General features: G+C 64.8%; 23 protein-coding genes and 1 tRNA gene. 7 read left to right on the top strand and 17 right to left on the bottom strand.

All coding sequences use genetic code 11. The features are described 5' to 3' along the window. The first annotated feature begins 18 nt into the window (after positions 1-18). Positions 19-1,224 carry a multidrug effflux MFS transporter gene (locus ShzoTeo12_RS06520; protein ID WP_318912390.1) on the top strand — a complete coding sequence of 402 codons (1,206 nt, stop codon included), beginning with the start codon at positions 19-21 and terminating at the stop codon, positions 1,222-1,224. A gap of 166 nt (positions 1,225-1,390) precedes the next feature. Here the strand turns inward: ShzoTeo12_RS06520 and ShzoTeo12_RS06515 are convergent, their stop codons facing one another. The 8 genes from ShzoTeo12_RS06515 to ShzoTeo12_RS06480 all read right to left on the bottom strand — a co-directional run bounded on the left by ShzoTeo12_RS06515 (position 1,391) and on the right by ShzoTeo12_RS06480 (position 8,988). Then, the gene (locus tag ShzoTeo12_RS06515; RefSeq protein WP_318911740.1) at positions 1,391-2,209 is read right to left on the bottom strand and encodes an inositol monophosphatase; all 819 of its coding nucleotides are present in this window, start codon (positions 2,207-2,209) and stop codon (positions 1,391-1,393) included. After that, positions 2,199-3,065, bottom strand: coding sequence for a tRNA 2-thiocytidine(32) synthetase TtcA (ttcA, locus tag ShzoTeo12_RS06510; RefSeq protein WP_318911738.1), 867 nt, complete (start codon positions 3,063-3,065; stop codon positions 2,199-2,201). The genes ShzoTeo12_RS06515 and ttcA overlap by 11 nt, the downstream gene beginning before the upstream one ends. A 31-nt stretch (positions 3,066-3,096) precedes the next feature. After that, a complete protein-coding gene (locus ShzoTeo12_RS06505; RefSeq protein WP_318911736.1) occupies positions 3,097-4,026 on the bottom strand; it encodes a glutaminase in 930 nt (309 codons plus the stop codon). Positions 4,027-4,100: 74 nt separating this feature from the next. Then, complete coding sequence (gene rpsD / locus ShzoTeo12_RS06500) at positions 4,101-4,718, bottom strand: 30S ribosomal protein S4 (protein WP_318911734.1); 618 nt, start codon at positions 4,716-4,718, stop codon at positions 4,101-4,103. Positions 4,719-4,939: 221 nt separating this feature from the next. After that, positions 4,940-6,451, bottom strand: a complete 1,512-nt coding sequence (locus tag ShzoTeo12_RS06495; RefSeq protein ID WP_318911733.1) for an ATP-binding protein — start codon at positions 6,449-6,451, stop codon at positions 4,940-4,942. Between the two features lie 119 nt (positions 6,452-6,570). Further along, positions 6,571-7,332 (bottom strand): glutamate racemase, encoded by a 762-nt coding sequence (gene murI / locus ShzoTeo12_RS06490; RefSeq protein WP_318912388.1) that lies wholly within the window; start codon positions 7,330-7,332, stop codon positions 6,571-6,573. Between the two features lie 73 nt (positions 7,333-7,405). After that, on the bottom strand, positions 7,406-8,239 hold the full coding sequence (locus tag ShzoTeo12_RS06485) for an RNA methyltransferase (protein WP_318911732.1): 834 nt from the start codon (positions 8,237-8,239) through the stop codon (positions 7,406-7,408). Between the two features lie 173 nt (positions 8,240-8,412). After that, a complete protein-coding gene (locus ShzoTeo12_RS06480) occupies positions 8,413-8,988 on the bottom strand; it encodes a hypothetical protein (protein WP_318911730.1) in 576 nt (191 codons plus the stop codon). Between the two features lie 217 nt (positions 8,989-9,205). Between ShzoTeo12_RS06480 and ShzoTeo12_RS06475 the strand changes: the two genes are divergently transcribed. After that, a complete protein-coding gene (locus ShzoTeo12_RS06475; protein ID WP_119258346.1) occupies positions 9,206-10,420 on the top strand; it encodes an NADP-dependent isocitrate dehydrogenase in 1,215 nt (404 codons plus the stop codon). 112 nt (positions 10,421-10,532) lie between these two features. Continuing rightward, entirely contained in the window at positions 10,533-11,168 is a 636-nt protein-coding gene (locus ShzoTeo12_RS06470) for a glutathione S-transferase family protein (protein WP_318911729.1), read from the top strand. A gap of 75 nt (positions 11,169-11,243) precedes the next feature. On the opposite strand, the gene tig is transcribed toward ShzoTeo12_RS06470, so the two are convergent. The 4 genes from tig to ShzoTeo12_RS06450 all read right to left on the bottom strand — a co-directional run bounded on the left by tig (position 11,244) and on the right by ShzoTeo12_RS06450 (position 14,815). Continuing rightward, entirely contained in the window at positions 11,244-12,719 is a 1,476-nt protein-coding gene (gene tig, locus ShzoTeo12_RS06465; RefSeq protein WP_318911727.1) for a trigger factor, read from the bottom strand. Between the two features lie 177 nt (positions 12,720-12,896). After that, positions 12,897-12,981 (bottom strand) — tRNA-Leu (locus tag ShzoTeo12_RS06460). Positions 12,982-13,118: 137 nt separating this feature from the next. Beyond that, on the bottom strand, positions 13,119-13,709 hold the full coding sequence (locus tag ShzoTeo12_RS06455; RefSeq protein ID WP_318911726.1) for a GDYXXLXY domain-containing protein: 591 nt from the start codon (positions 13,707-13,709) through the stop codon (positions 13,119-13,121). Between the two features lie 2 nt (positions 13,710-13,711). Beyond that, positions 13,712-14,815 (bottom strand): DUF2157 domain-containing protein, encoded by a 1,104-nt coding sequence (locus tag ShzoTeo12_RS06450; RefSeq protein ID WP_318911725.1) that lies wholly within the window; start codon positions 14,813-14,815, stop codon positions 13,712-13,714. Positions 14,816-15,875: 1,060 nt separating this feature from the next. On the opposite strand from ShzoTeo12_RS06450, the gene ShzoTeo12_RS06445 reads away from it, so the two are divergent. The 3 genes from ShzoTeo12_RS06445 to trmFO all read left to right on the top strand — a co-directional run bounded on the left by ShzoTeo12_RS06445 (position 15,876) and on the right by trmFO (position 18,072). Further along, complete coding sequence (locus ShzoTeo12_RS06445; protein ID WP_119258351.1) at positions 15,876-16,019, top strand: DUF1127 domain-containing protein; 144 nt, start codon at positions 15,876-15,878, stop codon at positions 16,017-16,019. 344 nt (positions 16,020-16,363) lie between these two features. Further along, positions 16,364-16,507: a DUF1127 domain-containing protein gene (locus tag ShzoTeo12_RS06435; RefSeq protein WP_119258352.1), complete on the top strand. Its 144-nt coding sequence runs from the start codon at positions 16,364-16,366 to the stop codon at positions 16,505-16,507. A 155-nt stretch (positions 16,508-16,662) separates the two neighbouring features. Continuing rightward, entirely contained in the window at positions 16,663-18,072 is a 1,410-nt protein-coding gene (gene trmFO, locus ShzoTeo12_RS06430; protein WP_318911724.1) for a methylenetetrahydrofolate--tRNA-(uracil(54)-C(5))-methyltransferase (FADH(2)-oxidizing) TrmFO, read from the top strand. A gap of 10 nt (positions 18,073-18,082) precedes the next feature. Here the strand turns inward: trmFO and ShzoTeo12_RS06425 are convergent, their stop codons facing one another. The 5 genes from ShzoTeo12_RS06425 to yajC form a co-directional block, all read right to left on the bottom strand. Then, positions 18,083-18,538 carry a hypothetical protein gene (locus ShzoTeo12_RS06425; protein WP_318911723.1) on the bottom strand — a complete coding sequence of 152 codons (456 nt, stop codon included), beginning with the start codon at positions 18,536-18,538 and terminating at the stop codon, positions 18,083-18,085. A 79-nt stretch (positions 18,539-18,617) separates the two neighbouring features. Beyond that, positions 18,618-19,472, bottom strand: a complete 855-nt coding sequence (locus ShzoTeo12_RS06420) for a phytoene/squalene synthase family protein (RefSeq protein ID WP_318911721.1) — start codon at positions 19,470-19,472, stop codon at positions 18,618-18,620. 20 nt (positions 19,473-19,492) lie between these two features. Continuing rightward, positions 19,493-19,879: an Mth938-like domain-containing protein gene (locus ShzoTeo12_RS06415; RefSeq protein WP_318911720.1), complete on the bottom strand. Its 387-nt coding sequence runs from the start codon at positions 19,877-19,879 to the stop codon at positions 19,493-19,495. Then, positions 19,872-22,379 (bottom strand): protein translocase subunit SecD, encoded by a 2,508-nt coding sequence (gene secD / locus ShzoTeo12_RS06410; RefSeq protein WP_318911718.1) that lies wholly within the window; start codon positions 22,377-22,379, stop codon positions 19,872-19,874. The genes ShzoTeo12_RS06415 and secD overlap by 8 nt, the downstream gene beginning before the upstream one ends. 91 nt (positions 22,380-22,470) lie before the next feature. Continuing rightward, positions 22,471-22,809 carry a preprotein translocase subunit YajC gene (yajC, locus tag ShzoTeo12_RS06405; RefSeq protein ID WP_119258357.1) on the bottom strand — a complete coding sequence of 113 codons (339 nt, stop codon included), beginning with the start codon at positions 22,807-22,809 and terminating at the stop codon, positions 22,471-22,473. Positions 22,810-23,028: 219 nt separating this feature from the next. On the opposite strand from yajC, the gene ShzoTeo12_RS06400 reads away from it, so the two are divergent. Next, a complete protein-coding gene (locus ShzoTeo12_RS06400; protein ID WP_413251142.1) occupies positions 23,029-23,862 on the top strand; it encodes an ATP-binding protein in 834 nt (277 codons plus the stop codon). The last annotated feature ends 30 nt before the right edge of the window (positions 23,863-23,892 follow it).

The following is a 23,892-nucleotide window of genomic DNA, read 5'->3' as shown; positions in this document are numbered from 1 at the left end:
GCCCAGCGCCTGAAAGGCATGGGCAAAGTAGAATTCATCGCACTGATGGCCCTCCTGATGGCGCTCAACGCGCTTGCCATCGACATCATGCTGCCCGGTCTCCAGGAGATCGGCGCCAGCCTCGGCGTCGAGAACGAGAACCACCGGCAATATGTCATCTCGGCCTACCTGATCGGCTTTGCCTGCGCGCAGCTCTTCTACGGCCCGATCTCCGACCGTTTCGGCCGGCGCAAGCCGATGCTCTTCGGGCTTGCCATCTATGCCGTGTCGTCGCTCTTCGCGATCCTCGTGCCGAGCTTCGCCGCGCTGCTGGCGCTACGCTTCATCCAGGGCGTCGGCTCGGCCGCCACGCGCGTCATCACCGTCTCCATCGTCCGCGACGTCTTCGGCGGGCGCGCGATGGCGGAGGTCATGTCGCTCATCATGATGGTCTTCATGGTCGTTCCGGTCATGGCGCCGGGCACGGGCCAGGTCGTCATGCTGTTCGGCGAATGGCACCTGATCTTCATCTTCATGGCGGTCATGACCGTGGTCGTCGGCACGTGGATGTATATCCGCCTGCCGGAGACGCTGCATCCCGAGGACGTGCGCCCCTTCACGGCGCGCTCGATACTCGGCGGCTTTCGCATCGTTCTCACCGACCGCGTGGCGCTCTGCTACACGCTGGCGAGCACCTTCATCTTCGGCGGGCTCTTCGGCTTCATCAACTCGGCGCAGCAGATCTATGTCGGCATCTACGGGCTCGGCGTGTGGTTCCCGCTCGCCTTCGCCGGCGTCGCCGCCTTCATGGCGCTGTCGTCCTTCGTCAATTCGCGGCTCGTCGGGCGATTCGGCATGCGGCGCCTGTCGCATGGCGCCCTGCTCGGCTTCCTGACCGTGAACACGATCTGGCTCGTCCTGACGCTGCTCTGGCCGACGCATCTGCCATTCGCGATCTTCATCGTAATCTTCGCGCTGACGATGTTCCAGTTCGGCTGGATCGGCTCGAACTTCAACTCGCTCGCCATGGAGCCGCTCGGCCACGTCGCCGGCACGGCCTCCTCGGTACTCGGCTTCATGGGCACGGCCGGCGGCACGGTGATCGGCGCGATCATCGGCCAGTCCTTCAACGGCACCTCGCTGCCGCTGGTCATCGGCTTCTTCACCCTCTCGGTGATCGGCCTCATCTTCGTGCTGATCGCCGAGCACGGGAAGCTGTTCCAGCCGCATAACAAACCGGTTTGAGAAGGCGGCGGGGCTGCATGCAGTTCCGCTCCGCTTCCCAGCCTACCCTCCTCTTCGCGGCGTGGATCCTTGGATCGCGCCCGAGGATGACGGGAGGCAAGGTTTGAAGGCAAACAAAAGGCCCGGCTGCGGATGCAGCCGGGCCTTTTCATTCAATGCGCTCCGCTCAGTCGACGAAGACCTCGCGGCGGAGCATCTCCCAGCTTTCCCTGTCCGGCGCCAGCAGCAGGCCGCCCTCGACGTGATGGGGCCTGTAGGCCGAGCCGTTGAAACGGGCGGCATAGGCGCCGGCCTCCTGCGCGATCAGCGTGCCGGCGAGGTGATCCCAGGGCATCAGCTTGTTGTACATGAGGTAATGCAGGTTGCCGCCCGCGAAGGTGCGGTATTCGTGCGCAGCGCAGCGGTAGTTGGAGACGAAGGCGACCTTGGCGAGGTTCGACAGGACGCGGGCGCGGCGCGCGCGGTCGAGGAAGCTGGTGGATGCCATGCCGGTCATCGCCTCGAGCGGCGCGGCGCCGCGTGTCTTCAGCCGGACCGCCGGGCGATGATCGCCCGTCTGCCAGGCGCCGCCGCCCTTTTCCGCCATCACGAAATCGTCGCCCATCGGATCGTAGATGATGCCGCCGACCGTCTCGCCGCCGGAAACGATGGCCGCCATGACGCCGAAGAGCGGCACGCCGGCGGCGAAATTGAAGGTACCGTCGATCGGATCGACGACGATGGCAAGCTCTGCATCCGCAAGCCTGCCCAGCAGCGCAGGATCGGCCGCGACCGATTCCTCGCCGACGAACAGCACGTCCGGAAACTGCGCCGTCACCTCGCGCTTGATGAAGCGCTCGGCCGCCTCGTCGGCTTCCGTCACGAGGTCGTTGGCGTCCGCCTTGGTGCGGATGTCGCCCTTGCCGAGGGCGCGGAAGCGCGGGCGGATTTCGGCCTCGGCCGCCTGTGCGAGCACGAGAGCCAGCGCATTGATGTCAATCGTCATTTTGTCTTACCGTTTCCAGGGAGGAGAAATCGAAAAGCTTCGGATCGAGGAGATGGGGCGGGTTGGTGTGGCCCAGCGCCCGCAGCATGGCGTCCTTGCGGCCCGGCATGCGCGTCTCGATATCGGCGAGCATCGCCTTCATCGCATTGCGCTGGAGGCCGTCCTGCGAGCCGCAGAGGTCGCAGGGAATGATCGGGAAGCGCATGGCGGCGGCGAATTTCGCAAGGTCGTCCTCCGCCGCATAGGCGAGTGGACGCAGCACCATCAGATCGCCCTCGTCGTTCAAGAGCTTCGGGGGCATGGCGGCGAGCCGCCCGCCATGGAAGAAGTTCATGAAGAAGGTCTCGAGGATATCCTCGCGATGGTGGCCGAGCACCAGCGCGTCGCAGCCCTCCTCCCGGGCGATGCGATAGAGGTTGCCGCGCCGGAGGCGCGAGCAGAGCGAGCAATAGGTCGCCCCCGTCGGCACCTTCTCCTTCACGATGGAATAGGTGTCACGATATTCGATACGGTGCTTCACGCCGATGGATTTCAGGTATTCCGGCAGGATGTGCTTGGGAAAGTTCGGCTGGCCCTGGTCGAGATTGCAGGCGATCAACTCGACGGGCAGCAGGCCGCGCCATTGGAGGTCCATGAGGAGCGCCAGCAGGCCGTAGCTGTCCTTGCCGCCCGAAAGGCCGACGAGCCAGCGCTTCTGGCCCTTGAGCATGGCGAAATCGTCCATCGCCTGCCGCACCTGGCGGAGCAGGCGCTTGCGCAGCTTGTTGAAGGAGACGCTCGACGGCGCATCGGCAAAGAGCGGATGGCGGCCATCCTCCGGTGCATCGTCTTCGATTTCGGCAAGGGCAAAGATCATGCGCCTGCAATGCCCCGAACGGCCGGCACAATCAAGCCCCGAAGACGGACCAGCCGGTGCGCGTTGCCAGCATTTCCAGCGCCAGCGAGCCGAGCAGCGAATTGCCGTTCTCGTTGAGGCCCGGCGACCAGACCGCGACCGAGGCCTTTCCGGGCGCGACGGCGAGGATGCCGCCGCCGACGCCGCTCTTGCCCGGCAGGCCGACGCGATAGGCGAAATCACCCGAGCCATCGTAGTGGCCGCAGGTCAGCATCAGGGCATTGATGCGCCGCGCGCGAAGATGCGAGACGACGCGGTGGCCGGTGAGCGGATTGGTGCCGCTGTTGGCGAGGAACAGCCCTGCCCGCGCCAGCTGCCGGCAGCTCATCGCCAGCGCGCATTGATGGAAATAGACGCCGAGCACCAGTTCGGCCGCATGGTCGAGCTTGCCGAAGGAGCGCATGAAATTGGCGAGCGCGAAATTGCGGAAGCCCGTCGCCTGCTCCGAGCGCGCCACGGCCTGGTCGACGATGATATCCTCCTCGTCCGCCAGATAGCGCAGGAAGCGCACGACCTCGCCGATCGCCTCCTTCGGCGTGTGACCGGCGAGCACGAGGTCGGTAATGGCGATAGCCCCGGCATTGATGAAGGGATTGCGCGGGATGCCGGCTTCCTGTTCGAGCTGGACGATGGAGTTGAAGGCCGAGCCGGAAGGCTCGCGCCCGACGCGCTTCCAGATGCCCTCGCCATGCTTGCCGAGCGCCAGCGTCAGGGTGAAGACCTTTGAGATGCTCTGGATGGAAAAGGCCTCGTCCGCGTCGCCGGCAAGATGGGTTTCGCCATCGACCGTGACAACGGCCATGCCGAATTTCTGAGGGTCCACATGGGCAAGCTGCGGAATATAGTCGGCCACCTTGCCCTCGCCGCACCGCGGCGACAGGCTCGCATGGATTTCCTCGACGATAGCCTGAAGGTCTGTCACGCGGGTACCCCCAAAAGAAAAAGCCGCCAATCTCTTGGCGGCTTTTCCGGATTGCGCAAGGCGTCTCTCGCGAATTAACGCGAGTAGAATTCGACGACCAGGTGCGGTTCCATGACGACCGCATAGGGAACGTCGGAGAGAACCGGAACGCGAACGAAGGTCGCGGTCATCTTGTTGTGGTCGGCTTCGATGTAGTCCGGAACGTCGCGTTCAGCCAGGCCAACGGATTCGAGAACCGAAACCAGCTGCTTGGACTTTTCCTTGACTTCGATGACGTCGCCCGGCTTGCAGCGGTAGGAACCGATGTTGACGCGGACGCCGTTGACCTTGACGTGGCCGTGGTTGACGAACTGACGGGCAGCGAAGACCGTCGGAACGAACTTGGCGCGGTAGACGATCGCGTCGAGGCGCGATTCGAGCAGGCCGATCAGGTTCTCCGGGGTGTCGCCCTTGCGGCGTTCGGCTTCAGCGAAGATCGCGCGGAACTGCTTCTCGCGGATATCGCCATAGTAACCCTTCAGCTTCTGCTTGGCGCGGAGCTGAACACCGAAGTCCGAAAGCTTGGACTTGCGGCGCTGGCCGTGCTGGCCCGGGCCGTATTCGCGGCGGTTGACCGGGGACTTCGGACGGCCCCAGATGTTTTCGCCCATACGGCGGTCGATTTTGTACTTGGATGCAGCGCGCTTGCTCATCGCATTTCCTCTGGTTCTTGTTATGCCGTTCCGTTGCCGGATCGGCTGAAGGAAACACGCCCTCCTCTGAACCTTTTTCGGGTTCCGACAGGTTTCTCACGATCGCGACCGGAGAATCCACGGGACATGTCAAATGAAACACCGGACATTTCTGCCCGGCGTTGGCGGGGTCATTAGGCGGGTTTCAGGAAGATGTCAACGCGGAAAGCCCGGAAATCCGACTATTCGGCGGCATCGCGGTGAGAATCCGCAAGGTCCGGCCCGTTGGCGTCGCCCGGCAGCGTCTCGCAGCCGAGATCGGGGAACGCGACGATGCGGTGGCCGGCGAGGTCGCTGTGCACGACCACCAGCCCCTGCTCCTCGAAATAGCCGAGGAGACGGCGCGCGCGGCGGGCCGAATGGGTGCCGTAGGCCCGCGCGATCCGCGCATCCGAGGGGCAGGCAAGCCCGCGCACCGCCGCTTGCGCGACAAGCAGGAACACGCCCTGCAAATCCTCGGTGACGCTGCGGGACAGATCGAGCGCCCTCGCCCATACCTCCGTCGCCGCCGTCTCGGCATCGACGCCCGAGCGCGCAACCGCCATCTTGCGCCGGAAAGCCGGCAGCGAGAGCGGCGCGCCGGGCACGCGGCGGATGCGGCAGCGCACGAGGAAATCCTGGAACAGCTCGGCATCGGCGCGGAAAGCAGCCTCGGGGTTGGCGAGGATTTCGGCGAGCGCCTGATCGAGCAGGCTTTCGCGCTCCTCCGCCGAAATCTCCGGTGCGGGGGCCTTCGCCTCCGTCTGCACCGGCTCCGGCCGTGCACGGGAGAGCTCGGCGAGTATATCCGTCGTCGGACGCGGCGCAGGTGACGCGCGGCGGACGATGGGACGGGTGAATTCTTCCGGGTCCGGCGTGAAGATCAGGTCTTCGACATCCTGCGGCGCATCCGGCAGCGGCATCAGCTTCGGGCTGGTCGAACGCGCGGAGGTCTCAACGGCACCGATCGTCACCGGCAGCGGGCGGCGCGACAGCGCCGGGCCGAGTGCGACGAAGGAGCCGCGCGGCAGGTCGCGGAACATTTCCGCCTGCCGCCGGTCGAGGCCGAGGAGATCGGCGGCGCGCGCCATGTCGATGTCGAGGAAGGTGCGGCCCATCAGGAAGTTGGAGGCTTCGGCGGCGACGTTCTTGGCGAGCTTGGCGAGGCGCTGCGTGGCGATGACGCCGGCAAGGCCGCGCTTTCGGCCGCGGCACATCAGGTTCGTCATCGCGCCGAGCGACAGTTTTCGCGCGTCTTCAGAGACCTCGCCGCTGACGGCAGGAGCAAAGAGCTGCGCTTCGTCCACGACCACGAGCACCGGATACCAGTAGTCGCGATCCGCATCGAACAGCGCGTTGAGGAAGATGCCGGCCGCGCGCATCTGCTCGTCGGCTTCAAGGCCCTCCAGCGAGAGCACGCAGGAAACGCGGTGCTGGCGGATACGGGTGGCGATGCCGACAAGCTCCGCCTCCGTGCGCTCACCGTCGACCACCACATGGCCGAAGCGGTCCGACAGCGTGACGAAGTCACCCTCGGGATCGATGATGACCTGCTGCACCCATTGCGCGGACTGCTCGAGCAGACGGCGCAGGAGATGCGACTTGCCCGATCCCGAATTGCCCTGCACGAGCAGGCGCGTCGCCAGCAGTTCCTCGATATCGAGCCTGGCCGGTGCACCGCCCTGCACCGTTCCCATGTCGATGCCGACCTTCATCCCGTTCCTCGTTCCTGAAAAATCCGATTCGCCCGGCCGCCTGCGGAGGGCCGGCAAGCCCTAACACGAAATCAACGCCCGTCGCGCCCGGCTTTTGAAAAACCCACAGGAATGCCGCGTCAGACGACGCGCAGACCGAAACCCTGCATCAGCCGGCACGTCGCGAAATCCGGCCTGCCGGAGGTGAAGACGGCGATGTCCTCGCCGGGCGCGATGGTTTCCAGCGGCGGGACGAGGCGGCGGGTCTGGCGGGCGATCGCCTCGGCGGGGTCGAGCCAGTCGACCGGCCAGGGGGCGAGCTGGCGGAAGAGGTTCGCCATGAAGGGATAATGCGTACAGGCGAGCACGACGATATCGGTCTTGCGGCCCATCTCGTCGACGAAGCAGGGAATGATCTCGCTGCGCACCGCCTGATCGGAAAGGCTCTCGCCGCGGATATAGGCCTCGGCCATGCGGGCGAGGTTTTCCGAGCCGACGAGGCGCACGTCGCACTGGCTGGCGAAGGACTGGATGAGGTCGCGCGTATAGGCGCGCTTGACCGTGCCGGGTGTCGCAAGCACCGAGACGAGGCCGGAGCGCGTGCGCTCGGCGGCGGGCTTGATGGCCGGGACGGTGCCGACGAAGGGCATGTGCGGAAAGGCGGCGCGCAGGTCCGCGCCGACGAGCGTGAAGGCGGTGTTGCAGGCGATGACACAGACTTCCGGGTCGTGCTCGTTCAGGAGCTTGCCGAAGAGCTCGACGATATGCGCCTTCAGCGCCGGCTCTTCCCAGCCGCCATAGGGAAAGCCGGCATCGTCGGCGACATAGGTGAAATGCCGCTCCGGCATCAGCACGCGCGCCTCGCGCAGCACGGTGAGGCCGCCGATGCCGCTGTCGAACATGAGGATGGGCTTCGCGCCCTGTTCGATCACATTTCCGGACGAAAAACCGGTTCCCACTTTTTCTGGAAATGTTCTATTCGACGTCACGGGGCACCTTGGGCCGGCGGTTGCGGGTGCGATTGGGATTGGTCGCGCCGCGCGGCGATTCCCGCGTGAAGCGATCGAGGCAGGAAACGATACCGCGCAAGACCTGGATCTCCGTGCCGGTGAAGGAAGGGCGCGTCAGGATGGCGCGCAGGTTCTCCACCAGTTTGGGCTTTTTTTCGGCGGGGCGGAAGTAGCCGCGCGCATCCAGCGTCTCTTCCACGTGATCGAAGAGGCCCTGCAGTTCTTCCTTCTTGGCGGGGCGCTGCGGCAGCGCGTCGAAGGGCGTGTCCTCGACGGAGGCAAGGCCGCTCTTCATCCACTCGTAGCTCATGAGGAGCACGGCCTGGGCGAGGTTGAGCGAAGCGAAGGCAGGATTGACCGGGAAGGTCACCAGTTCGTCGGCGAGCGCGATCTCCTCGTTGGTGAGGCCCGTGCGCTCGCGGCCAAAGAGGATGCCGGTCTTCTGCCCGGCCCGAAAGCGCGTGCGCAGGTCGTCCGCGGCGACGACCGGGGAGCGGACCTCCTTGTAGCCGTAGCGATCGCGCGCCGTGGTGGCATAGACGAATTCGAGGTCGGAGACGGCCTCTTCCAGCGAGGGATAGACCTTTGCGGCCTCGATGACGTGATCGGCCTTGCTGGCGGCGGAGATCGCCTTCTCGCTCGGCCAGCCGTCGCGCGGGTTGACGAGGCGCAGTTCCGCCAGCCCGAAATTCGCCATGGCGCGCGCCACCATGCCGATGTTCTCGCCCAGTTGCGGATGAACGAGGATGATCGCCGGTCCTTCGGCGATCAGCGTGCGTTCGCTGTTCGTGCCTGCCATGCCCAAATATCCCCAGAGCATTTTCGCTTTTTTTCAGAATCGCGAAAACGCTCTACCTTTTTGTTTTGCCGCATTTCCAAACGCAAAACCGCTGCGCGCTTTTGCTGGAAATGCTCCAGAAATTCGGGGTCTCACTGACACAAGCCGCCCGAAATGGAAAGTGCGCGCGGCGCTCAGTCCGGATTTTCGGCGGCGCTGCCGGCCCCGCCGTTCGGTCCTTCCTCGGCGATCTGCTGCAATTCCTCCTTCAGCGACGCGCCCTCCTCGAAGCTGGTGCGCTCGATATCGTCGATGACGGCCCGGCCATCCTCCTCGACCACCTTGAAGACCAGCTTCTCCGGCTGCCAGTCGGAGGCGCGCTCGCCGAAGCAATGGCTGTTGTCGAAGGTGACGGTGACGTCTTCCGCGCCGTTCGCCGGCTGGCCTTCGGTCGTCACCACATCCTTGAGGGCGCAGCCATCCTGCCCGCCGATGATCGGATCGTAGTCGAAGGGCGAGCCGCCGTCCTCATAGGCGGGGTATTTCGCGGCTTCCCGGTATTTCGCAACGAAATCCTTGCTGTAGAGGCGCGTCAGGAAATCCTCGCTGAAATAATCCGTATAGGGTGCCGGATTGTCGTTGTCCGTTCCTGTGTCCTGCCAGTTGCTGGTCGCCGCGGACATGATTTCGGCGACCGGCGCCTTGAAATCGGCCGCCTCGGCGGACAGGGGAAGCAGAAGGGCAAGCGCAGCCAGACCGAAACGCGACATCGCATTCTCCATTGGTGGCGGAAGGCCCGGGCAGCCCACCGCGGGCAGACCTTCCTGAGACGGAATCGTGGCAAAACTTATTCCGCCCGCCCGCGAAAATAAACCGCCTCATCCATTGGTCGGCTTTGCCTTCCCGGCCGCGAGTGCTATAGGGCCAAGCGGTTCTTTCAAGTCCACGATCCGGGGCGCCCAGCCCCTCAGAAAACACGAGGTTCCCATGGCAAAGATCAAGGTCGCCAATCCCGTCGTCGAGCTCGACGGCGACGAGATGACGCGCATCATCTGGCAGTTCATCAAGGACAAGCTGATCCACCCCTACCTTGATATCGACCTCGAATATTACGACCTCGGCATGGAGAACCGCGACGCCACCGACGACCAGGTGACGATCGACGCGGCCAACGCCATCAAGAAGCACGGCGTCGGCGTCAAGTGCGCCACCATCACGCCGGACGAAGCCCGCGTCGAGGAATTCAAGCTAAAGAAGATGTGGAAGTCGCCGAACGGCACGATCCGCAACATCCTCGGCGGCGTCATCTTCCGCGAGCCGATCATCTGCAAGAACGTGCCGCGCCTCGTTCCCGGCTGGACCAAGCCGATCATCGTCGGCCGCCACGCCTTCGGCGACCAGTACCGCGCCACCGACTTCAAGTTCCCCGGCAAGGGCAAGCTGATGATGAAATTCATCGGCGAGGACGGCAAGGAGATCGAATACGAGGTCTATGACGCGCCGTCCGCCGGCGTCGCCATGGGCATGTACAACCTCGACGATTCGATCACCGAATTCGCCCGCGCGTCGTTCAACTACGGCCTGCAGCGCAAGGTGCCGGTGTATCTGTCCACCAAGAACACCATCCTCAAGGTCTATGACGGCCGCTTCAAGGATATCTTCCAGCAGGTCTTCGACGCCGAATTCGCCGACAAGTTCAAGGAAGCCAAGCTCTGGTACGAGCATCGCCTGATCGACGACATGGTCGCCTCGGCGCTCAAGTGGTCCGGCGGCTATGTCTGGGCCTGCAAGAACTACGACGGCGACGTGCAGTCCGACATCGTGGCCCAGGGCTTCGGCTCGCTCGGCCTGATGACCTCGGTCCTCATGACGCCGGACGGCAAGACGGTCGAGGCGGAAGCTGCGCACGGCACGGTCACGCGCCACTACCGCCAGCACCAGAAAGGCGAGGAAACCTCGACCAACTCCATCGCCTCGATCTTCGCCTGGACCCGTGGCCTCGCCCACCGCGCCAAGCTCGACGGCAATGCGGAGCTCGCCAGGTTCTCCGAGACGCTGGAACGCGTCTGCGTCGACACGGTCGAAGCCGGCTTCATGACCAAGGACCTCGCCCTCCTCATCGGTCCCGACCAGCCGTGGCTCTCCACCACCGGCTTCCTCGACAAGATCGACGAGAACCTCCGCAAAGCCATGGCCGCCTGAGCCAACCGATAGAGAAAAGCCCGGCCCCAGCGCCGGGCTTTTTCTTTGCCCAGACTTGCACGCCTCTCCTCCGGCCCTATTCTCCCGCACACCGCATGCAGAGGAGACTATCATGGCCGAGGAACTGGTACTTTACAGCAATCCCATGTCGCGCGGGCGCATCGCCCGCTGGATGCTGGAGGAGGCCGGCGTGCCCTATAGCGTCGAGTGGCTGACCTTCGAGGGTTCGATCAAGGCGCCGGACTATCTTGCGGTCAACCCGATGGGCAAGGTGCCCGCCATCCGCCATGGCGAGACGATCGTCACGGAAGCCGCCGCGATCTGCGCCTATATGGCGGATGCCTTCCCGGAAGCCGGGCTCGCTCCACCGACGAACCGGCGCGGCGACTATTACCGCTGGCTGTTCTTCGCGGCCGGGCCGCTCGAAACGGCCGTCTCGCTCAAGGCCTTCGGCATGGAGGTGCCGCAGGAGCGCCAGCGCGCCCTCGGCTGCGGCAGCTACGGGACGGCGCTGGACACCCTCTCCTTCGCCGTCACCCGCCATCCCTACATTGCCGGCGACACGTTCACGGCCGCCGACGTCTATGTCGGCTCGCATATCAGCTGGGGCCTGCAATTCGGCTCACTGGAAGACCGCCCGGAATTCAGGTCCTATTGGGACCGCCTGAAGGACCGCCCCGCCCATATCAAGGCAACCACCCTTGACGACGAGGAGATGCATCGCCAACTCCAGGCGGCGAAGGGCTGACCGGGATTTTATGTTGCCCGAAGCAAAAAGGCCGCCCGATGGGCGGCCTTTCCGTATGCGATGGGATGGAACCGATTACTCGGCGTCGCCTTCGGCGGCCTTCTTCTTGGCCGGGGCCTTCTTCTTCGGAGCGGCTTCCTCGCCTTCCGCAGCTTCAGCCTTGGCGGCAGCCTTCTTCTTCGGCGCGGCCTTCTTGGCTTCCTTCTCGGAACCCTCTTCGTCGTCAGCCATCAGCTCGTCCTTGGAAACGGTCTTGTCCGTTACCTTGATTTCGCCGAGCAGGTGATCGACGACCTTCTCTTCGAAGATCGGGGCGCGCAGCGAAGCGGCGGCGCCGGGGGTCTTCTGGAAGTATTCGAGGATCTGCTTTTCCTGGCCCGGGAACTGGCGAAGCTGCTGGAAGAGCGACTGCTGCATCTCTTCGTCCGAGACCTGGACGCCAGCCTTCTCGCCGATTTCCGAGAGGACGAGGCCGAGGCGGACGCGGCGTTCGGCGAGCTTGCGATATTCCTCGCGAGCGGCTTCTTCCGTCGTGTCCTCGTCAGCGAAGGTCTTGCCCGACTGGGCGAGGTCCGTGTTGATCTGGCGCCAGATGTTCTCGAACTCGGCATCGACCAGGCGTTCCGGCGTGTCGAACTTGTACATCTCGTCGAGCTGGTCGAGGATCTGACGCTTGACCTTCTGGCGGGTGACCGAGCCGTACTGGCTTTCGATCTGGCCGCGGACGATCTCGCGCAGCTTGTCGGCCGATTCGAGGCCGAGCTTGGAAGCGAGCTCATCGTTGATCTCGATGGCAGCGGCGGCAGCGACTTCCTTGACGTTGATGTCGAAGGTGGCTTCCTTGCCGGCGAGGTTTGCGGCCGGGTAGTCAGCCGGGAAGGTAACGGTGATGACCTTCTCGTCGCCAGCCTTCAGGCCGACGAGCTGCTCTTCGAAGCCCGGGATGAAGCGGTTGGAGCCGAGGACGAGCTCGGCGTCCTCGTCCTTGCCGCCGTCGAAGGCAACGCCGTCGACCTTGCCGAGATAGTCGATGGTGACGCGGTCGCCGTCGGCGGCCTTGCCCTTCTTCGTCTCGTAGGAACGGGCGCTTTCAGCGATCTTGAGGATCTGCTCGTCGACTTCCTTGGCGTCGACGTCGACGACTTCGCGCGTGACGGCGATACCGGAATTATCCTTCAGCTCGATGGCCGGGATGACTTCGTAGGACAGCGTGAACTCGAAATCGGCTTCGCCGTTGAGGATCTTTTCCGCTTCGGCCTGGTCCTCGGTCATCGCGACTTCCGGCTGCGTGGCGGACTTTTCGCCGCGCTCGGAGAGAATCGCGGACGGACGGTCGCGGACGATCTCGTTGACCAGCTCGGCCATGACGGACTTGCCGTACATCTTCTTGAGATGTGCGAACGGTACCTTGCCCGGACGGAAGCCGTTGATGCGGACACGGCCCTTCACGTCTTCAAGACGCTCGTTCATCTGAGCTTCCATGTCCTTGGCCGGGATGACGACCTTGATTTCGCGCTTCAGCCCTTCAGCGAGCGTTTCGATAACCTGCATGTTCAAACCTTCATTTCGAGTTGGCGGTGCTCAAACCGGCCTTCCGGTTATGGCGAGCACCCCGCCGGTCCATTTGCCGGCAGTGGCTTTACTGAATTCGGTGGCCTTTTGGCAAGCAAAATGGCGCTCTAATGCTCCACAGGACGCGGAAACCTCCATTTCCACGTCTGGTGGCTCTGGTGCGGGTAGAGAGACTTGAACTCCCACGCCTTGCGGCACCAGAACCTAAATCTGGCGTGTCTACCAATTTCACCATACCCGCGTCTCAGAAACCGTCTTGCCACAGGGGGCAAGGCCGCTCCCGTGGCGCCTTCCGAGCGCGGCGTCTCTATATCACCCGTTTTCCGCGGATCAAAGGAAAAATGTGGCCGAAAAGCCGCTGTCCCGGCCCTTCTCGCCTCAATAGAGCGGCTCCTCGTAGACCGGCTCGCCCTTCAGGATCAGCCGGGCGATCTGCGGCGTTCCGTCCCTGGCGACGCGCGCCTCGATCTCGAGCTCCTCGGCGTTGCGGGCGTTTTCCAGCGCCCTGCCCTCGCCCTCCGGCACGTAATAGCGCTCGATGCCGTACTGGACGAAGAGCGTATCGGGAAGCTCGCCGTCGACGGACGAGTAGATCTCGAAGGGCTGCGTGCGCAGCACGACGCTGCCTTCCTGCGGAGCAAGGCCGGCGAAACTCGCCTCCGTCGCCGTCCAGAGCCCGTCGGCGCCGGGCCTGACGCGGACGTCGAGACGCACGCGCGCGCCGCTTTGCGGAACGGCGCCGGTGACGATCGATTTCGGGATGGTCGAGATGGGATAGGAAAGCGTCACATAGTCGCCGCGCAGAAGATCGCGCGGATCGACCGGCATGGTCTTCAGGCGGATATCCGCGCCGTTGCGCAGGATGGAGGCGCGGCTCTCGACCACATAGCCGATGACGGCCGTCTGCAGCGCGGCGGCGACGATGGCGGCAACGAGCGGCGGGAGGCGGAAGAAGCGGGATTCGGTCATGGTCAGGCCTCCGCCTTCGTTCCGGTATTGGAAAGGCGCCGTTCCAGCGCGATCACCGCCCAGGCGATGAGGGCGACGACGCCCCCCGCGACAAGGAAGAATCCGGACGTGCCGATGATCGAACCGATCGTCTCGGATGCAAGATACAGTGTCTCGGCGGCGAAGACGACATAGCCGAGATAGCGCACCGCGCCGTTCTCCTTGCCGGAGAGCGCGATACCGAGAATGGCAGCGCCGAGCGTGACGATGCCGACGAAAAGCCGCTGCTCCACGCTGTCGAATTCGGAATGCAGCGCGAGAAGGCCAAGCAGCAGCACGAGATAGGCATAGAAGGCGGGCGCGGCGCCGGCGCTGCGGGCAAGCGCGTGAAGCGGCGACTGCGGCAAGGCGGCGGCGAGATAAGCGACCGCGCCGAAAGCGGCAATCGCGATGGCGGCCGCCGGCGTCTCGTTCTCTCCATAGAGATAAGCGAGCCAGACGAGGAGCAGCAGATAGGCAAGATGACGGACGCGGTCGGCGCCCGTATAGCGCACGAGCAGGATGACGATCACGGCCATCAGCGGCATCAGCCAGAGCAGCACGGTATCGTCGACACTATAGGATTGCGTCCAGTCGGCCCCCGCCACGACAAAGGCGAGGAAGCCGGCGACGGCCGCGACGGCGCCGGAGCGGAAAAGCACGGCGGTAACCACCGCGCCGGCGAACCAGACGAGCGCCGCCTGGAACGCATCGCCGGACAGGTGATACATCTGCCCGACCAGCGCAATCGCGCCGCCGAAGGCGAGCGTGCCAAGGATCAGGAAGGCCCCGGCGAACCGCTCCGCCCCGCGAAGGATCAGGAGGCCGCCGGCAATATAGGCCCCCCAGATCACCGCCACGATGCCGACGAGGCGGACAAGGCGGGGAATCGCCTCCCAGTTGGCGGCGACGAGCAGAAGCACGGCGGCGGAAACGAGAAGGGCCGCGATGATCATCAGCACGCGGCCGAGACTGAAGGCGCTTTCGCGGGAATCGTATTCGCGAAGCAGGCTGCCGGCGGTCGCGGCGTCGATCAGGCCCTGCGCCGTCCAGTGTTTGAGATCGCGCTCAAGCCTGCCCCTGTACATCCGCTCACCGTTCCCTTCGCTCTTCGAATTTCCATTCCTGTGCCTGAGAAACGATATAGGGCCGGCAGAAATTCGCAATCGCAGTGAAAATCCGAAATACCGGCGATCTTCACCTGCGACGCGAAGTCCGCCCTTCACGGTTAACCGGACATAAAGAAATCCATGGCAGATTTAGCAACAGAAAGCCCTTCGGCTTGCGACCGACGACATGCAGCTGGCGCATATCATCCATGCCCATATTGCACTGCACAAAATCGGGAATCGCAGCTATAGTGCAGACATCGGATCAGAGATGATCCAGACCGAAAGTCAGGCGCCTTCGAGGCGACGGATGGACGGGGGCGAACTGGTCGAACGCCCGGCATGATGCCTCGGACCCGATACTCCGGAAACGGAGGTCGACAGAAATTCGGAGCGACGCACTCCTCCTCCCAGCGTCCCTCCGATACGATTGGCAACACTCCTCCTCCCAGTTGCCAATCATTATTATGACGCCCGCTGGATCTCCTCCCCCAGCGGGCGTTATTTTTGCGCCCTGCGCATGGCGAGCGGCCGGAGCCGCGGCATTTTCCGGAAAAATCGTTGGGGCCAGCCCGCACGTTCGAGGCATCTGCCCAATCCTTGCGCAATACATGCGCCGCGCGCATGGGTGCCATTCCAACCGGGCCCTACCGCGCCGCGATGGCCGGATCTATATAGTCCTCATCGGTCGGGCGACGATCTCCTCCTCCCAACGTCCCCGACAGGATTGGCGGCCTCTCCTCCTCCCAAGCTGCCAATCGAGACCAGCAACGCCCGCCGGACCTCCTCCCCCGGCGGGCGTTGCTTTTTGCACTGCACTCACAGCTCAGCGCATAGCTTCGTTTACCTTTGTGGCGCGAGCCCGGAATTTAGCCAGAATTTTGCCGAAATTTCCGCTTGACATGCATGAAACGCATAGGTGCTGTGCTATTCGAGCGCTGTTCATTTCGGCAATGCAGCGTATATTCCATTTCATCAGATCGGGGCGGCGCCAAGGACGAGCGGCCGCCCAGCAGGAAGCCCAGAAAGGGGTAAAGACATGAACCTGGCACGCTCTTTCAACAACTGGCGCAAGTACCGTCAGACCGTCAACGAACTCGGCCGCATGACGGACCGTGAACTCCGCGACCTCGGCATCGGCCGCAGCGATATCCCGTATATCGCACGCAAGGCCGCCAACTAAGCCGGCCGATCCATCTGGATCCCATTTCGAACGCCCTTCGGCTTCCCGCCGGAGGGCGTTTTGCTTTGCGCGTCTTTTTGCGCTGCACAATGTCGCTTTTTCTCATTCGCGACAAGAGAAGCGACCCGGCCTCGCGGCCGCAGAAATTGCTATTTGTCTGAAATGGCGCGCTTTTCGCCTCTTCCGCATGCAGGTCCGGCAAATGCCTCTTCCGTGGCCGTCTTATTGCACAAATGCATAGCTGCTGCATTTTCTTTGCACTGCACATTGACAGGGATGTCGCCTATATAGGCGTCACGAACCGGTGAGACAGACCTCCCGGGCCACACTTCGAGGAAGAGACCATGAACCCGATCCGCATTGCAAAGAACTGGATTTCCTACCGCCGCACCCTGAACGAACTCGGCAACCTGTCGAACCACACGCTCTCGGACATCGGCCTGACCCGCTACGACATCCGCGACATCGCTTCGCGTTCGTTCCGCTAAGCATCGCTGGTTTCCGCCGCTGCGGCCGGAAACGGCGACGCGCGAGGAACGCTTCAAACGGCACCGCATGGTGCCGTTTTTGATTCCGGGCTCATGCCAAAGGCGGCTGGCGCTTTTCCTTGGAATGCGCCGGCCGCCATGGTAACGAACCGCCCATGACAAAGACCTCTTCCTTTAGCCCCATCCATGTCATCGGCGGCGGCCTTGCCGGCTCCGAAGCCGCCTGGCAGATCGCCGAAACCGGCGTTCCCGTCATCCTGCATGAAATGCGCGGCGTGCGCGGCACGGACGCCCACAAGACGGACGGCCTTGCCGAACTCGTCTGCTCCAATTCCTTCCGCTCGGACGATGCGACCAGCAATGCAGTCGGCGTTCTGCATGCCGAGATGCGGCTTGCCGGCTCGCTGATCATGCGCTCGGCCGATGCCAACCAGGTGCCGGCCGGCGGGGCGCTTGCCGTCGACCGCGAGGGCTTTTCCGCCGCCGTGACGGCCGCGCTCGAAAGCCACCCGCTGATCACCATCACGCGCGAGGAAGTGACGGGCCTTCCGCCGGAGGACTGGGACCAGGCGATCATCGCCACCGGCCCCCTCACCGCGCCCTCGCTCGCCGAGGCCATCCAGGCGCGCACCGGCGCCGATTCGCTCGCCTTCTTCGACGCTATCGCGCCGATCATCCATACGCACAGCATCGACATGGATATCTGCTGGTACCAGTCGCGCTACGACAAGGTCGGCCCCGGCGGCACGGGCAAAGACTATATCAACTGCCCGATGGACGAGGCGCAGTACAATGCCTTCATCGACGCGCTGATCGCCGGCGACACGACCGGCTTCAAGGAATGGGAAGGCACGCCCTATTTCGATGGCTGCCTGCCGATCGAGGTGATGGCGGAGCGCGGCCGCGAGACGCTGCGCCACGGCCCGATGAAGCCCATGGGTCTCACCAATGCGCATAACCCGACCGTCAAGGCCTATGCCGTCGTGCAATTGCGCCAGGACAATGCGCTCGGCACGCTCTACAACATGGTCGGCTTCCAGACGAAGCTGAAATACGGCGCGCAGGCGGAGATCTTCCGCCTCATTCCGGGCCTGGAAAATGCGGAATTCGCCCGCCTCGGCGGCCTGCACCGCAACACCTACATCAACTCGCCGACGCTGCTCGATCCTTCGCTGGCGCTGAAGGGCCGGCCGGGCCTGCGCTTTGCCGGCCAGATCACCGGCTGCGAGGGCTATGTGGAAAGCGCCAGCATCGGCCTTCTGGCCGGCCGCTTCGCCTCCGCCGAGCGCCGCGGCGAAACGCCGTCGCTGCCGCCGGAAACGACGGCCTTCGGCGCGCTGCTGAACCATATCACCGGCGGCCACATCGTCTCCGACGACGAGCCGGGCAAGCGCTCCTTCCAGCCGATGAACGTCAATTTCGGCCTGTTCCCGCCGCTGGAACCAGGAGCGGTGACGAGACCGGAAGGCATGAAACGTTTCCGCGGCAAGGACAAGGCGCTCGCCAAGAAGCAGGCGACGGCGGCCCGGGCGCTGGAAGACTGCGCCCGCTGGCTCGGGCGCTGACTGGAAGAGACTAGGTCGGCTGTCCGGCCGTCCGGTTGTCCTGCGCGGCGATGCCCGGCATGAAGCTGCCGAGCATCCAGAGCGAGACCTCGGCGGCCTGCTTCTCGTCGTGGAATTCGAACAGGCCGCCCTCGAAGGCGGCGTTGGCGAACTCGATCGTCAGGCGCTTCGGCCCGGCGCCGGCAACGCGCACGGTGCCCGGCTCGATGAGGTGGCAGGAATAGTGGTGGCCATGCGCGTGCATGCAGCCCGCCTTGCCGTCATGCAGCCTCAGGAAGACCGTGCGGCCGTTGGCGGTGGTGATCACTTCGCGGATCGCCTCGCCCGGAAAGGCGCGGCCGAATTCCAGGATCGCGAGGCCAGCATTCTCCCCGGCCATTTCCGGCTCTTCGTTGCGCTTGCGGAAACGCTGACGGAAGATCAGGCCCGCCAGCAGCAGGCAGACGATGGTGACGGTCCAGAGCATCGACTCCACTCCTCCACGGAAAACGTTTCGCCGCTGTAGCCTACAAGGCTTGCGCCAGTTTTGCGTCCGTAGGCGCCGTTCAGAACGGGCCGCGGCGCAAAGCCCGCCACATCCACCATTGCCGGCGCCACTGGGGCGGCTGGAGGGAACGGTCGAGCGCCGCGGCGCCTGCCTTTTCCGCCGCTGCCAGTATAGGCGAAACGAGCGCGACCGGCAAAAAGGCCGGCCGATTGGCGGGCGACACGCCGTTTGCCGCACGGGCCTTGGCGAGATGATCGCGGCCAAGGCCGACGAAGGCTTCCACCGCGCGGGCGGCGGCGGCCTTGTCGCTGCCGGCCAGGAGGGCCTCCGGCGTCAGGCCGGTCGCCGCCAGGAGATCGGCCGGCAGGTACACCTGCCCGCGCCTGCGATGGATCGGCAGCATGAGCAGGGTGCCGGCAATCGTCTGCGCCACGCCGGCATGGCCGGCTGCTTCCGCCGATTTCGGCGCGTTCTGCGGATCGAGGATGAGGCTTGCGAGCTGTATCAGCGCCGACGCGGTCTCGCCGGCATAGCCTTCCAGCGAGGCGCGGCTTTCCATCGGGTCGTTGTAGAGGTCGAAGATGCGCGCTTCGATCATGTCCGTCAGCACGGCGACGGGCAGGCTGTGTTCCTTGACGCAGGCCACCAGCGCCGCGGCAAGCGGATTGGCCATGGCGTCGCCATCGGCCCCGCCCTCCAGGAGATCGCGCCACCATTGCAGGCGGATTTCGCCGGGCAGTGCCTCGCGCACCACGTCGCGCACGCGCGCGATCTCGGCATTGAAAGCATAGAGCGCGGCAAGGCTTCCGCGCTTTTCCGGCGGAGCCAGCAGGCAGGCGAGGTAGCGGTCGCGATCGGTGTCGCGAAGCGCCGCCAGGCAATGGGCATAATCGTCTTGTTTCTTGTCGGTCACGTCCGCAAACCGCCTTCGGCTCACACGGCGATGAGCGCGGCGGCGACCGCCCGGCTCTCGGCCAGCATGACGTTGAACGTGCGCACGGCCGCGCCGGTGCTCATCGGGTCGGAGCTGATCCGGCGCTCGCGCAACGCCGCCTTGATTTCCGCGGAAAGCGGGCGGATTTCCTTGCCGGTGCCGACGAGCAGCACCTCGATCTCGCCCGCCTCGTCCAGCACGCGCTCGAGATCGGCCAGCGTCAGCGGCGTCTCTTCGGTCTTGTCCCAACCGTGGATGCCCGAGGGCAGGCAGAGGATGGAGCCACGATGCGACATGTCGGCAAAGCGGAAACCGCCATTGCCATATGCGTCGATCGGCGCACGTCCGGGGAAATGCGCCTCCCGGATTTCGATGCCCTTAGCCATTGGCTCCCGTCGCTTCCGTGACCGGTCCGGCGCCACCCTTGCCGGGGCGATAGCGCTCCGGCCGAAGGCGGAACAGAATGAGGATCGGTCCGGCAATGTAGATAGAGGAAATGGTGCCGATTGCCACCCCGAAGAGCAGCGTCAGCGCGAAAGTGCGTATCGCCTCGCCGCCGAAGAAGGCGAGTGCGGCAAGCGCGATCAGCGTCGTCGCGGAGGTCAGCACCGTCCGCGACAGCGTGCGGTTGATCGCATCGTCGATGATGAGCGGCAGCGGCATGCGCTTGAAGTGCCGGAGGTTCTCGCGAATCCGGTCGTAGACGACCATCGTGTCGTTCAGCGAATAGCCGGCGACCGTCAGGAGCGCGGCGACGGCGCTGATGTTGAACTCGATATCGGCGACCGCCAGGAAGCCGAGCGTGAAGAACACGTCATGCGCCAGCGCGATCACCGCGCCGATGGCAAAATGCCATTCGAAGCGGATCCAGATATAGGCGACGAGCGCCACGAGCCCCGCCACGAAGCCGAGCGTCGCAGTGTCGATCAGCTCGCCGGAAATCGCCGGCCCCACCACCTCGACGCGGCGGAAGTCGTAATCGTCCTCCAGCTCGCCGCGGGCGACCAGGACCGAGGTCTGCTCGGCATTCTCGCCCTCGCCCTGCGACGTCAGGCGCACGAGCGCGCGGCGGGGATCGAGGGGCGTGTCGACGCTCTGCACCGCGACGCCCGCGTCGGTGAGCCGGGCGGAGATGTCGAACGTATCGACCGGGCCGGACTTCGCCTGGATTTCGACGGCCGCACCGCCGGTGAAATCGATGCCAAGGCGCAGTTCGTCCATGATCAGCAGGCCGGCAATGATCAGCGAGACCGCTCCCGTTCCCAGGAAGATCACGTTGCGCACGGCCATGAAGCGCAGGTTGAGCCGGTCGAAGAGACCGCTGCGCACGCCCTTGGGCAGATGCGTCGGATGGCTGCGGCCGAGCCAGGCCCGCACCAGCCCATAGGTCAGCGTGAAGGTCGTGAAGAGCGTCGCCAGCAGCCCGACGCCGACGGCAAGCGCGAAGGCCCGGACGGGAGCCGCCGACAGCACGAAGAGCACCGCGACGGCGATCAGCATGGTCGCCGACGCGTCGAGGACCGTCGTGCGGGCGCGGCCGAAGCCGACGGTGACCGCATCGCGCAGCGACCGGCCGCGCGTGCTTTCCTCGCGGATACGTTCGAAGATCAGCACGCTCGCATCGACCGCAAGGCCGACGGTCAGCACGATGCCGGCGATCATGGAGAGCGAGACGGGAGCCCCGACCAGCGCGAGGACCGCGAAAGTCACGAGGACGTTGAAGAACAGCGACAGCGAGGCGATGACGCCGAGCACGCCGTAGAAGAACGTCATGAAGGCGACGACGGCGGCGACGGCGACGGCAAGCGCGAGCGCCACGGTGCCAAGGGACGTCGTGCCGAGCGCGGGCTCGATCGAGCGTTCCTCCAGGATGGTCAACTGGGCGGGCAGCGGGCCGCTCGCCACGATGCGCGCGATATTGGCCGCCCCTTCGGCATCGAAGTCGCCGGAAAGCCGCCCGACGCCATCGTTGATGGCGCCTTGAATCTGCGAGGTGGAGATCACCTGGCCGTCGAGCAGGATGGCGATGGTGCGGCCGCTGTTGTCGCGGGTGAAGGCGGCAAGGCGATCCGCCGCATCGGCCTTCAGGACGAATTCGACGAAGGGCTCGCCATTGGCGGCGGGCTGCGCGGATGCGACGTCTACCGCCGTGAAGAGATCATCCCGCTTCAGAAGATAGCCGACCGGCGGCTCGCCGGTGGAATAGAGCACTTCGGAACCGGCCGGCGGGCCGTTCTCGATGGCGTCGTTGACCGGCATGCTGTCGTCAACGATGCGGGCGGAAAGCCGGCCAACCGTCGCCAGCATGTCCTTCACGCGCTGCGGATCGGTCAGCCCCGGCATCGAGACGACGATGCGACCGCGCTCGCCGCGCGTGACGAGAAGCGACGGAATGTGAAGGCTTTCGACCCGCCGGCGCACGGCATCGACCGCGCCGAGCGAGGCAGCGGCGACCGCGTCGTCGATGACGGAGACGGACTGCGTGATGCGGAAATGGCCGGCCTCCGGCTCGCTGAGCGTGCCGAGATCGAGGCCTGTCAGGGTCTGGCGCGCAGCATCCACGCGGTCCGGCGCCGTCACGGTCACGTCGACCGCGTCGTCCGCACCGTTGAGATCGCCATAGGGGATGCCGGCTGCGCGAAGCCCGTTGCCGACCGTCTCGATGGCGGTGCGCAGGCGCTCGGCGGCGATATCCTCGCGGGAAACGTCGAGCACCAGGCGGGAGCCGCCGGTGAGATCGAGGCCCGGCGTCAGGCGGTGGGCCGTGAGCCAGCCGGGAAGCCCGGCCGCCATGCGTGCCGGCAACACACTGGGGAGGATGACAAGAAGGCTCGCCACGAGGACGAGCCAGAGCAGTAAGGTCTTCCAGCGGGCGGATTGCTGCATCGCGATCTCGACTAAGGTCCGGCGGCAGTGCCGGCTGAAAACCAGTCGGGCCGCAAGGCCGAGGTTATCCCCGGCCGCGCGGCAGGCCAAGTCATTCCTTGACGGGTTCGCCCTTGACGCGAACTTCGCTGATGCCGCTGCGCACGACACGCAGGCGCACGCCTTCGGCGACTTCGACTTCAAGCTCGCTGTCGTCGACGACCTTGGTGACCTTGCCGACGATGCCGCCGCCGGTGACGACCTGGTCGCCGCGGCGGATGTTCTTCAGGAGCTCTTCGCGACGCTTCATGGATGCGCGCTGCGGACGGATGATGAGGAAATACATCACCACGAAGATCAGCAGGAACGGCAGGATCGACATGAGGATGTCTGCACCGCCCCCTGCCGCGCCGGGTGCCGCCGTCTGGGCGAAGGCCTCGGTAATGAACATCAGCTACTCCTTGAAATCTTGATTTTGCGCGGCCGGAGGGGCCATTTCGGTTGCCGGAATATAGGCAAGCGGGCATTGAATGCAACACACGAGACCGGGAAGCTCTCGGTTTTCAAGCACTTTCCCCCTTTTCGCGCCCCGCCGGCGCATGCTACCCGGCAATGAACCATCAGGAGAGAGACATTGCAGGAAGATCACGTCAAGCTGCTGCTGGCCGAAATGGGCCGCATCAACGCCGCACTGGAACGCCTCGCCGGCCCCGCCCCGGTCGTCAACGACTGGAATGCCGCCGACGTCTTCGTCTGGGCGCCCGCCCGCCTTCACGCGCAGCCGGTCAAACGGCCGAACCGCATCGACATCGATCTCATCCGCGGTGTCGACCATGTGCGCGACATCCTGGTGGACAACACGGTGCGCTTCGCGCGCGGCCTGCCGGCCAACAACGTGCTGCTCTGGGGCGCGCGCGGCATGGGCAAGTCGTCGCTGGTGAAATCCGTGCATGCGCTCGCCGCGCAGGAAACGGGCAGCGGCCTGAAGCTGATCGAGGTGCACCGCGAGGACATCGCCACGCTGCCGACACTGCTCGAGGTGCTGAAGGAAACGCCCTTCCCCGTCATCATCTTCTGCGACGACCTGTCGTTCGACCATGACGACACGTCCTACAAGTCGCTGAAGGCGGCGCTCGACGGCGGCGTGGAAGGCCGGCCGGACAACGTGCTGCTCTATGCGACCTCGAACCGGCGGCACCTCCTGCCCCGCAACATGATCGAGAACGAGCAGTCGACCGCGATCAATCCCTCAGAGGCCGTGGAGGAGAAAGTCTCGCTCTCCGACCGATTCGGCCTGTGGCTCGGCTTCTACAAGTGCAGCCAGGCCGAATATATCGAGATGATCGACGGCTATGCCGGCCATTTCGAGCTCGACCTGCCGAAGGAGCAGCTCCACGCCGAGGCGCTCGAATGGGCGACCACGCGCGGCTCGCGCTCCGGCCGTGTCGCCTGGCAATATGTCCAGGACGTCGCCGGCCGCCTCGGCAAGTCGCTCACCAAGTAGGCCGGAAACAGGAAAGGCCCGGCAAGCCGG

It is taken from the genome of Shinella zoogloeoides, assembly GCF_033705735.1.
GTDB lineage: Bacteria > Pseudomonadota > Alphaproteobacteria > Rhizobiales > Rhizobiaceae > Shinella > Shinella zoogloeoides_A.
This window is presented reverse-complemented; position numbering and strand designations above follow the sequence as displayed.

Coding starts and splice junctions, on each gene's coding strand:
- ShzoTeo12_RS06435 (WP_119258352.1), top strand. CDS start 16,364: ATGAACCCGATCCGCATTGCAAAGAACTGGATTTCCTACCGCCGCACC.
- ShzoTeo12_RS06400 (WP_413251142.1), top strand. CDS start 23,029: ATGGGCCGCATCAACGCCGCACTGGAACGCCTCGCCGGCCCCGCCCCG.
- rpsD (WP_318911734.1), bottom strand. CDS start 4,718: ATGAGCAAGCGCGCTGCATCCAAGTACAAAATCGACCGCCGTATGGGC.
- ShzoTeo12_RS06475 (WP_119258346.1), top strand. CDS start 9,206: ATGGCAAAGATCAAGGTCGCCAATCCCGTCGTCGAGCTCGACGGCGAC.
- ShzoTeo12_RS06485 (WP_318911732.1), bottom strand. CDS start 8,239: ATGGCAGGCACGAACAGCGAACGCACGCTGATCGCCGAAGGACCGGCG.
- ttcA (WP_318911738.1), bottom strand. CDS start 3,065: ATGATCTTTGCCCTTGCCGAAATCGAAGACGATGCACCGGAGGATGGC.
- ShzoTeo12_RS06520 (WP_318912390.1), top strand. CDS start 19: ATGGGCAAAGTAGAATTCATCGCACTGATGGCCCTCCTGATGGCGCTC.
- ShzoTeo12_RS06425 (WP_318911723.1), bottom strand. CDS start 18,538: ATGCTCTGGACCGTCACCATCGTCTGCCTGCTGCTGGCGGGCCTGATC.
- ShzoTeo12_RS06415 (WP_318911720.1), bottom strand. CDS start 19,879: ATGGCTAAGGGCATCGAAATCCGGGAGGCGCATTTCCCCGGACGTGCG.
- ShzoTeo12_RS06495 (WP_318911733.1), bottom strand. CDS start 6,451: ATGAAGGTCGGCATCGACATGGGAACGGTGCAGGGCGGTGCACCGGCC.
- ShzoTeo12_RS06515 (WP_318911740.1), bottom strand. CDS start 2,209: ATGACGATTGACATCAATGCGCTGGCTCTCGTGCTCGCACAGGCGGCC.
- ShzoTeo12_RS06480 (WP_318911730.1), bottom strand. CDS start 8,988: ATGTCGCGTTTCGGTCTGGCTGCGCTTGCCCTTCTGCTTCCCCTGTCC.
- ShzoTeo12_RS06470 (WP_318911729.1), top strand. CDS start 10,533: ATGGCCGAGGAACTGGTACTTTACAGCAATCCCATGTCGCGCGGGCGC.
- ShzoTeo12_RS06450 (WP_318911725.1), bottom strand. CDS start 14,815: ATGTACAGGGGCAGGCTTGAGCGCGATCTCAAACACTGGACGGCGCAG.
- yajC (WP_119258357.1), bottom strand. CDS start 22,809: ATGTTCATTACCGAGGCCTTCGCCCAGACGGCGGCACCCGGCGCGGCA.
- trmFO (WP_318911724.1), top strand. CDS start 16,663: ATGACAAAGACCTCTTCCTTTAGCCCCATCCATGTCATCGGCGGCGGC.
- secD (WP_318911718.1), bottom strand. CDS start 22,379: ATGCAGCAATCCGCCCGCTGGAAGACCTTACTGCTCTGGCTCGTCCTC.
- tig (WP_318911727.1), bottom strand. CDS start 12,719: ATGCAGGTTATCGAAACGCTCGCTGAAGGGCTGAAGCGCGAAATCAAG.
- ShzoTeo12_RS06455 (WP_318911726.1), bottom strand. CDS start 13,709: ATGACCGAATCCCGCTTCTTCCGCCTCCCGCCGCTCGTTGCCGCCATC.
- murI (WP_318912388.1), bottom strand. CDS start 7,332: ATGTTCGACAGCGGCATCGGCGGCCTCACCGTGCTGCGCGAGGCGCGC.
- ShzoTeo12_RS06445 (WP_119258351.1), top strand. CDS start 15,876: ATGAACCTGGCACGCTCTTTCAACAACTGGCGCAAGTACCGTCAGACC.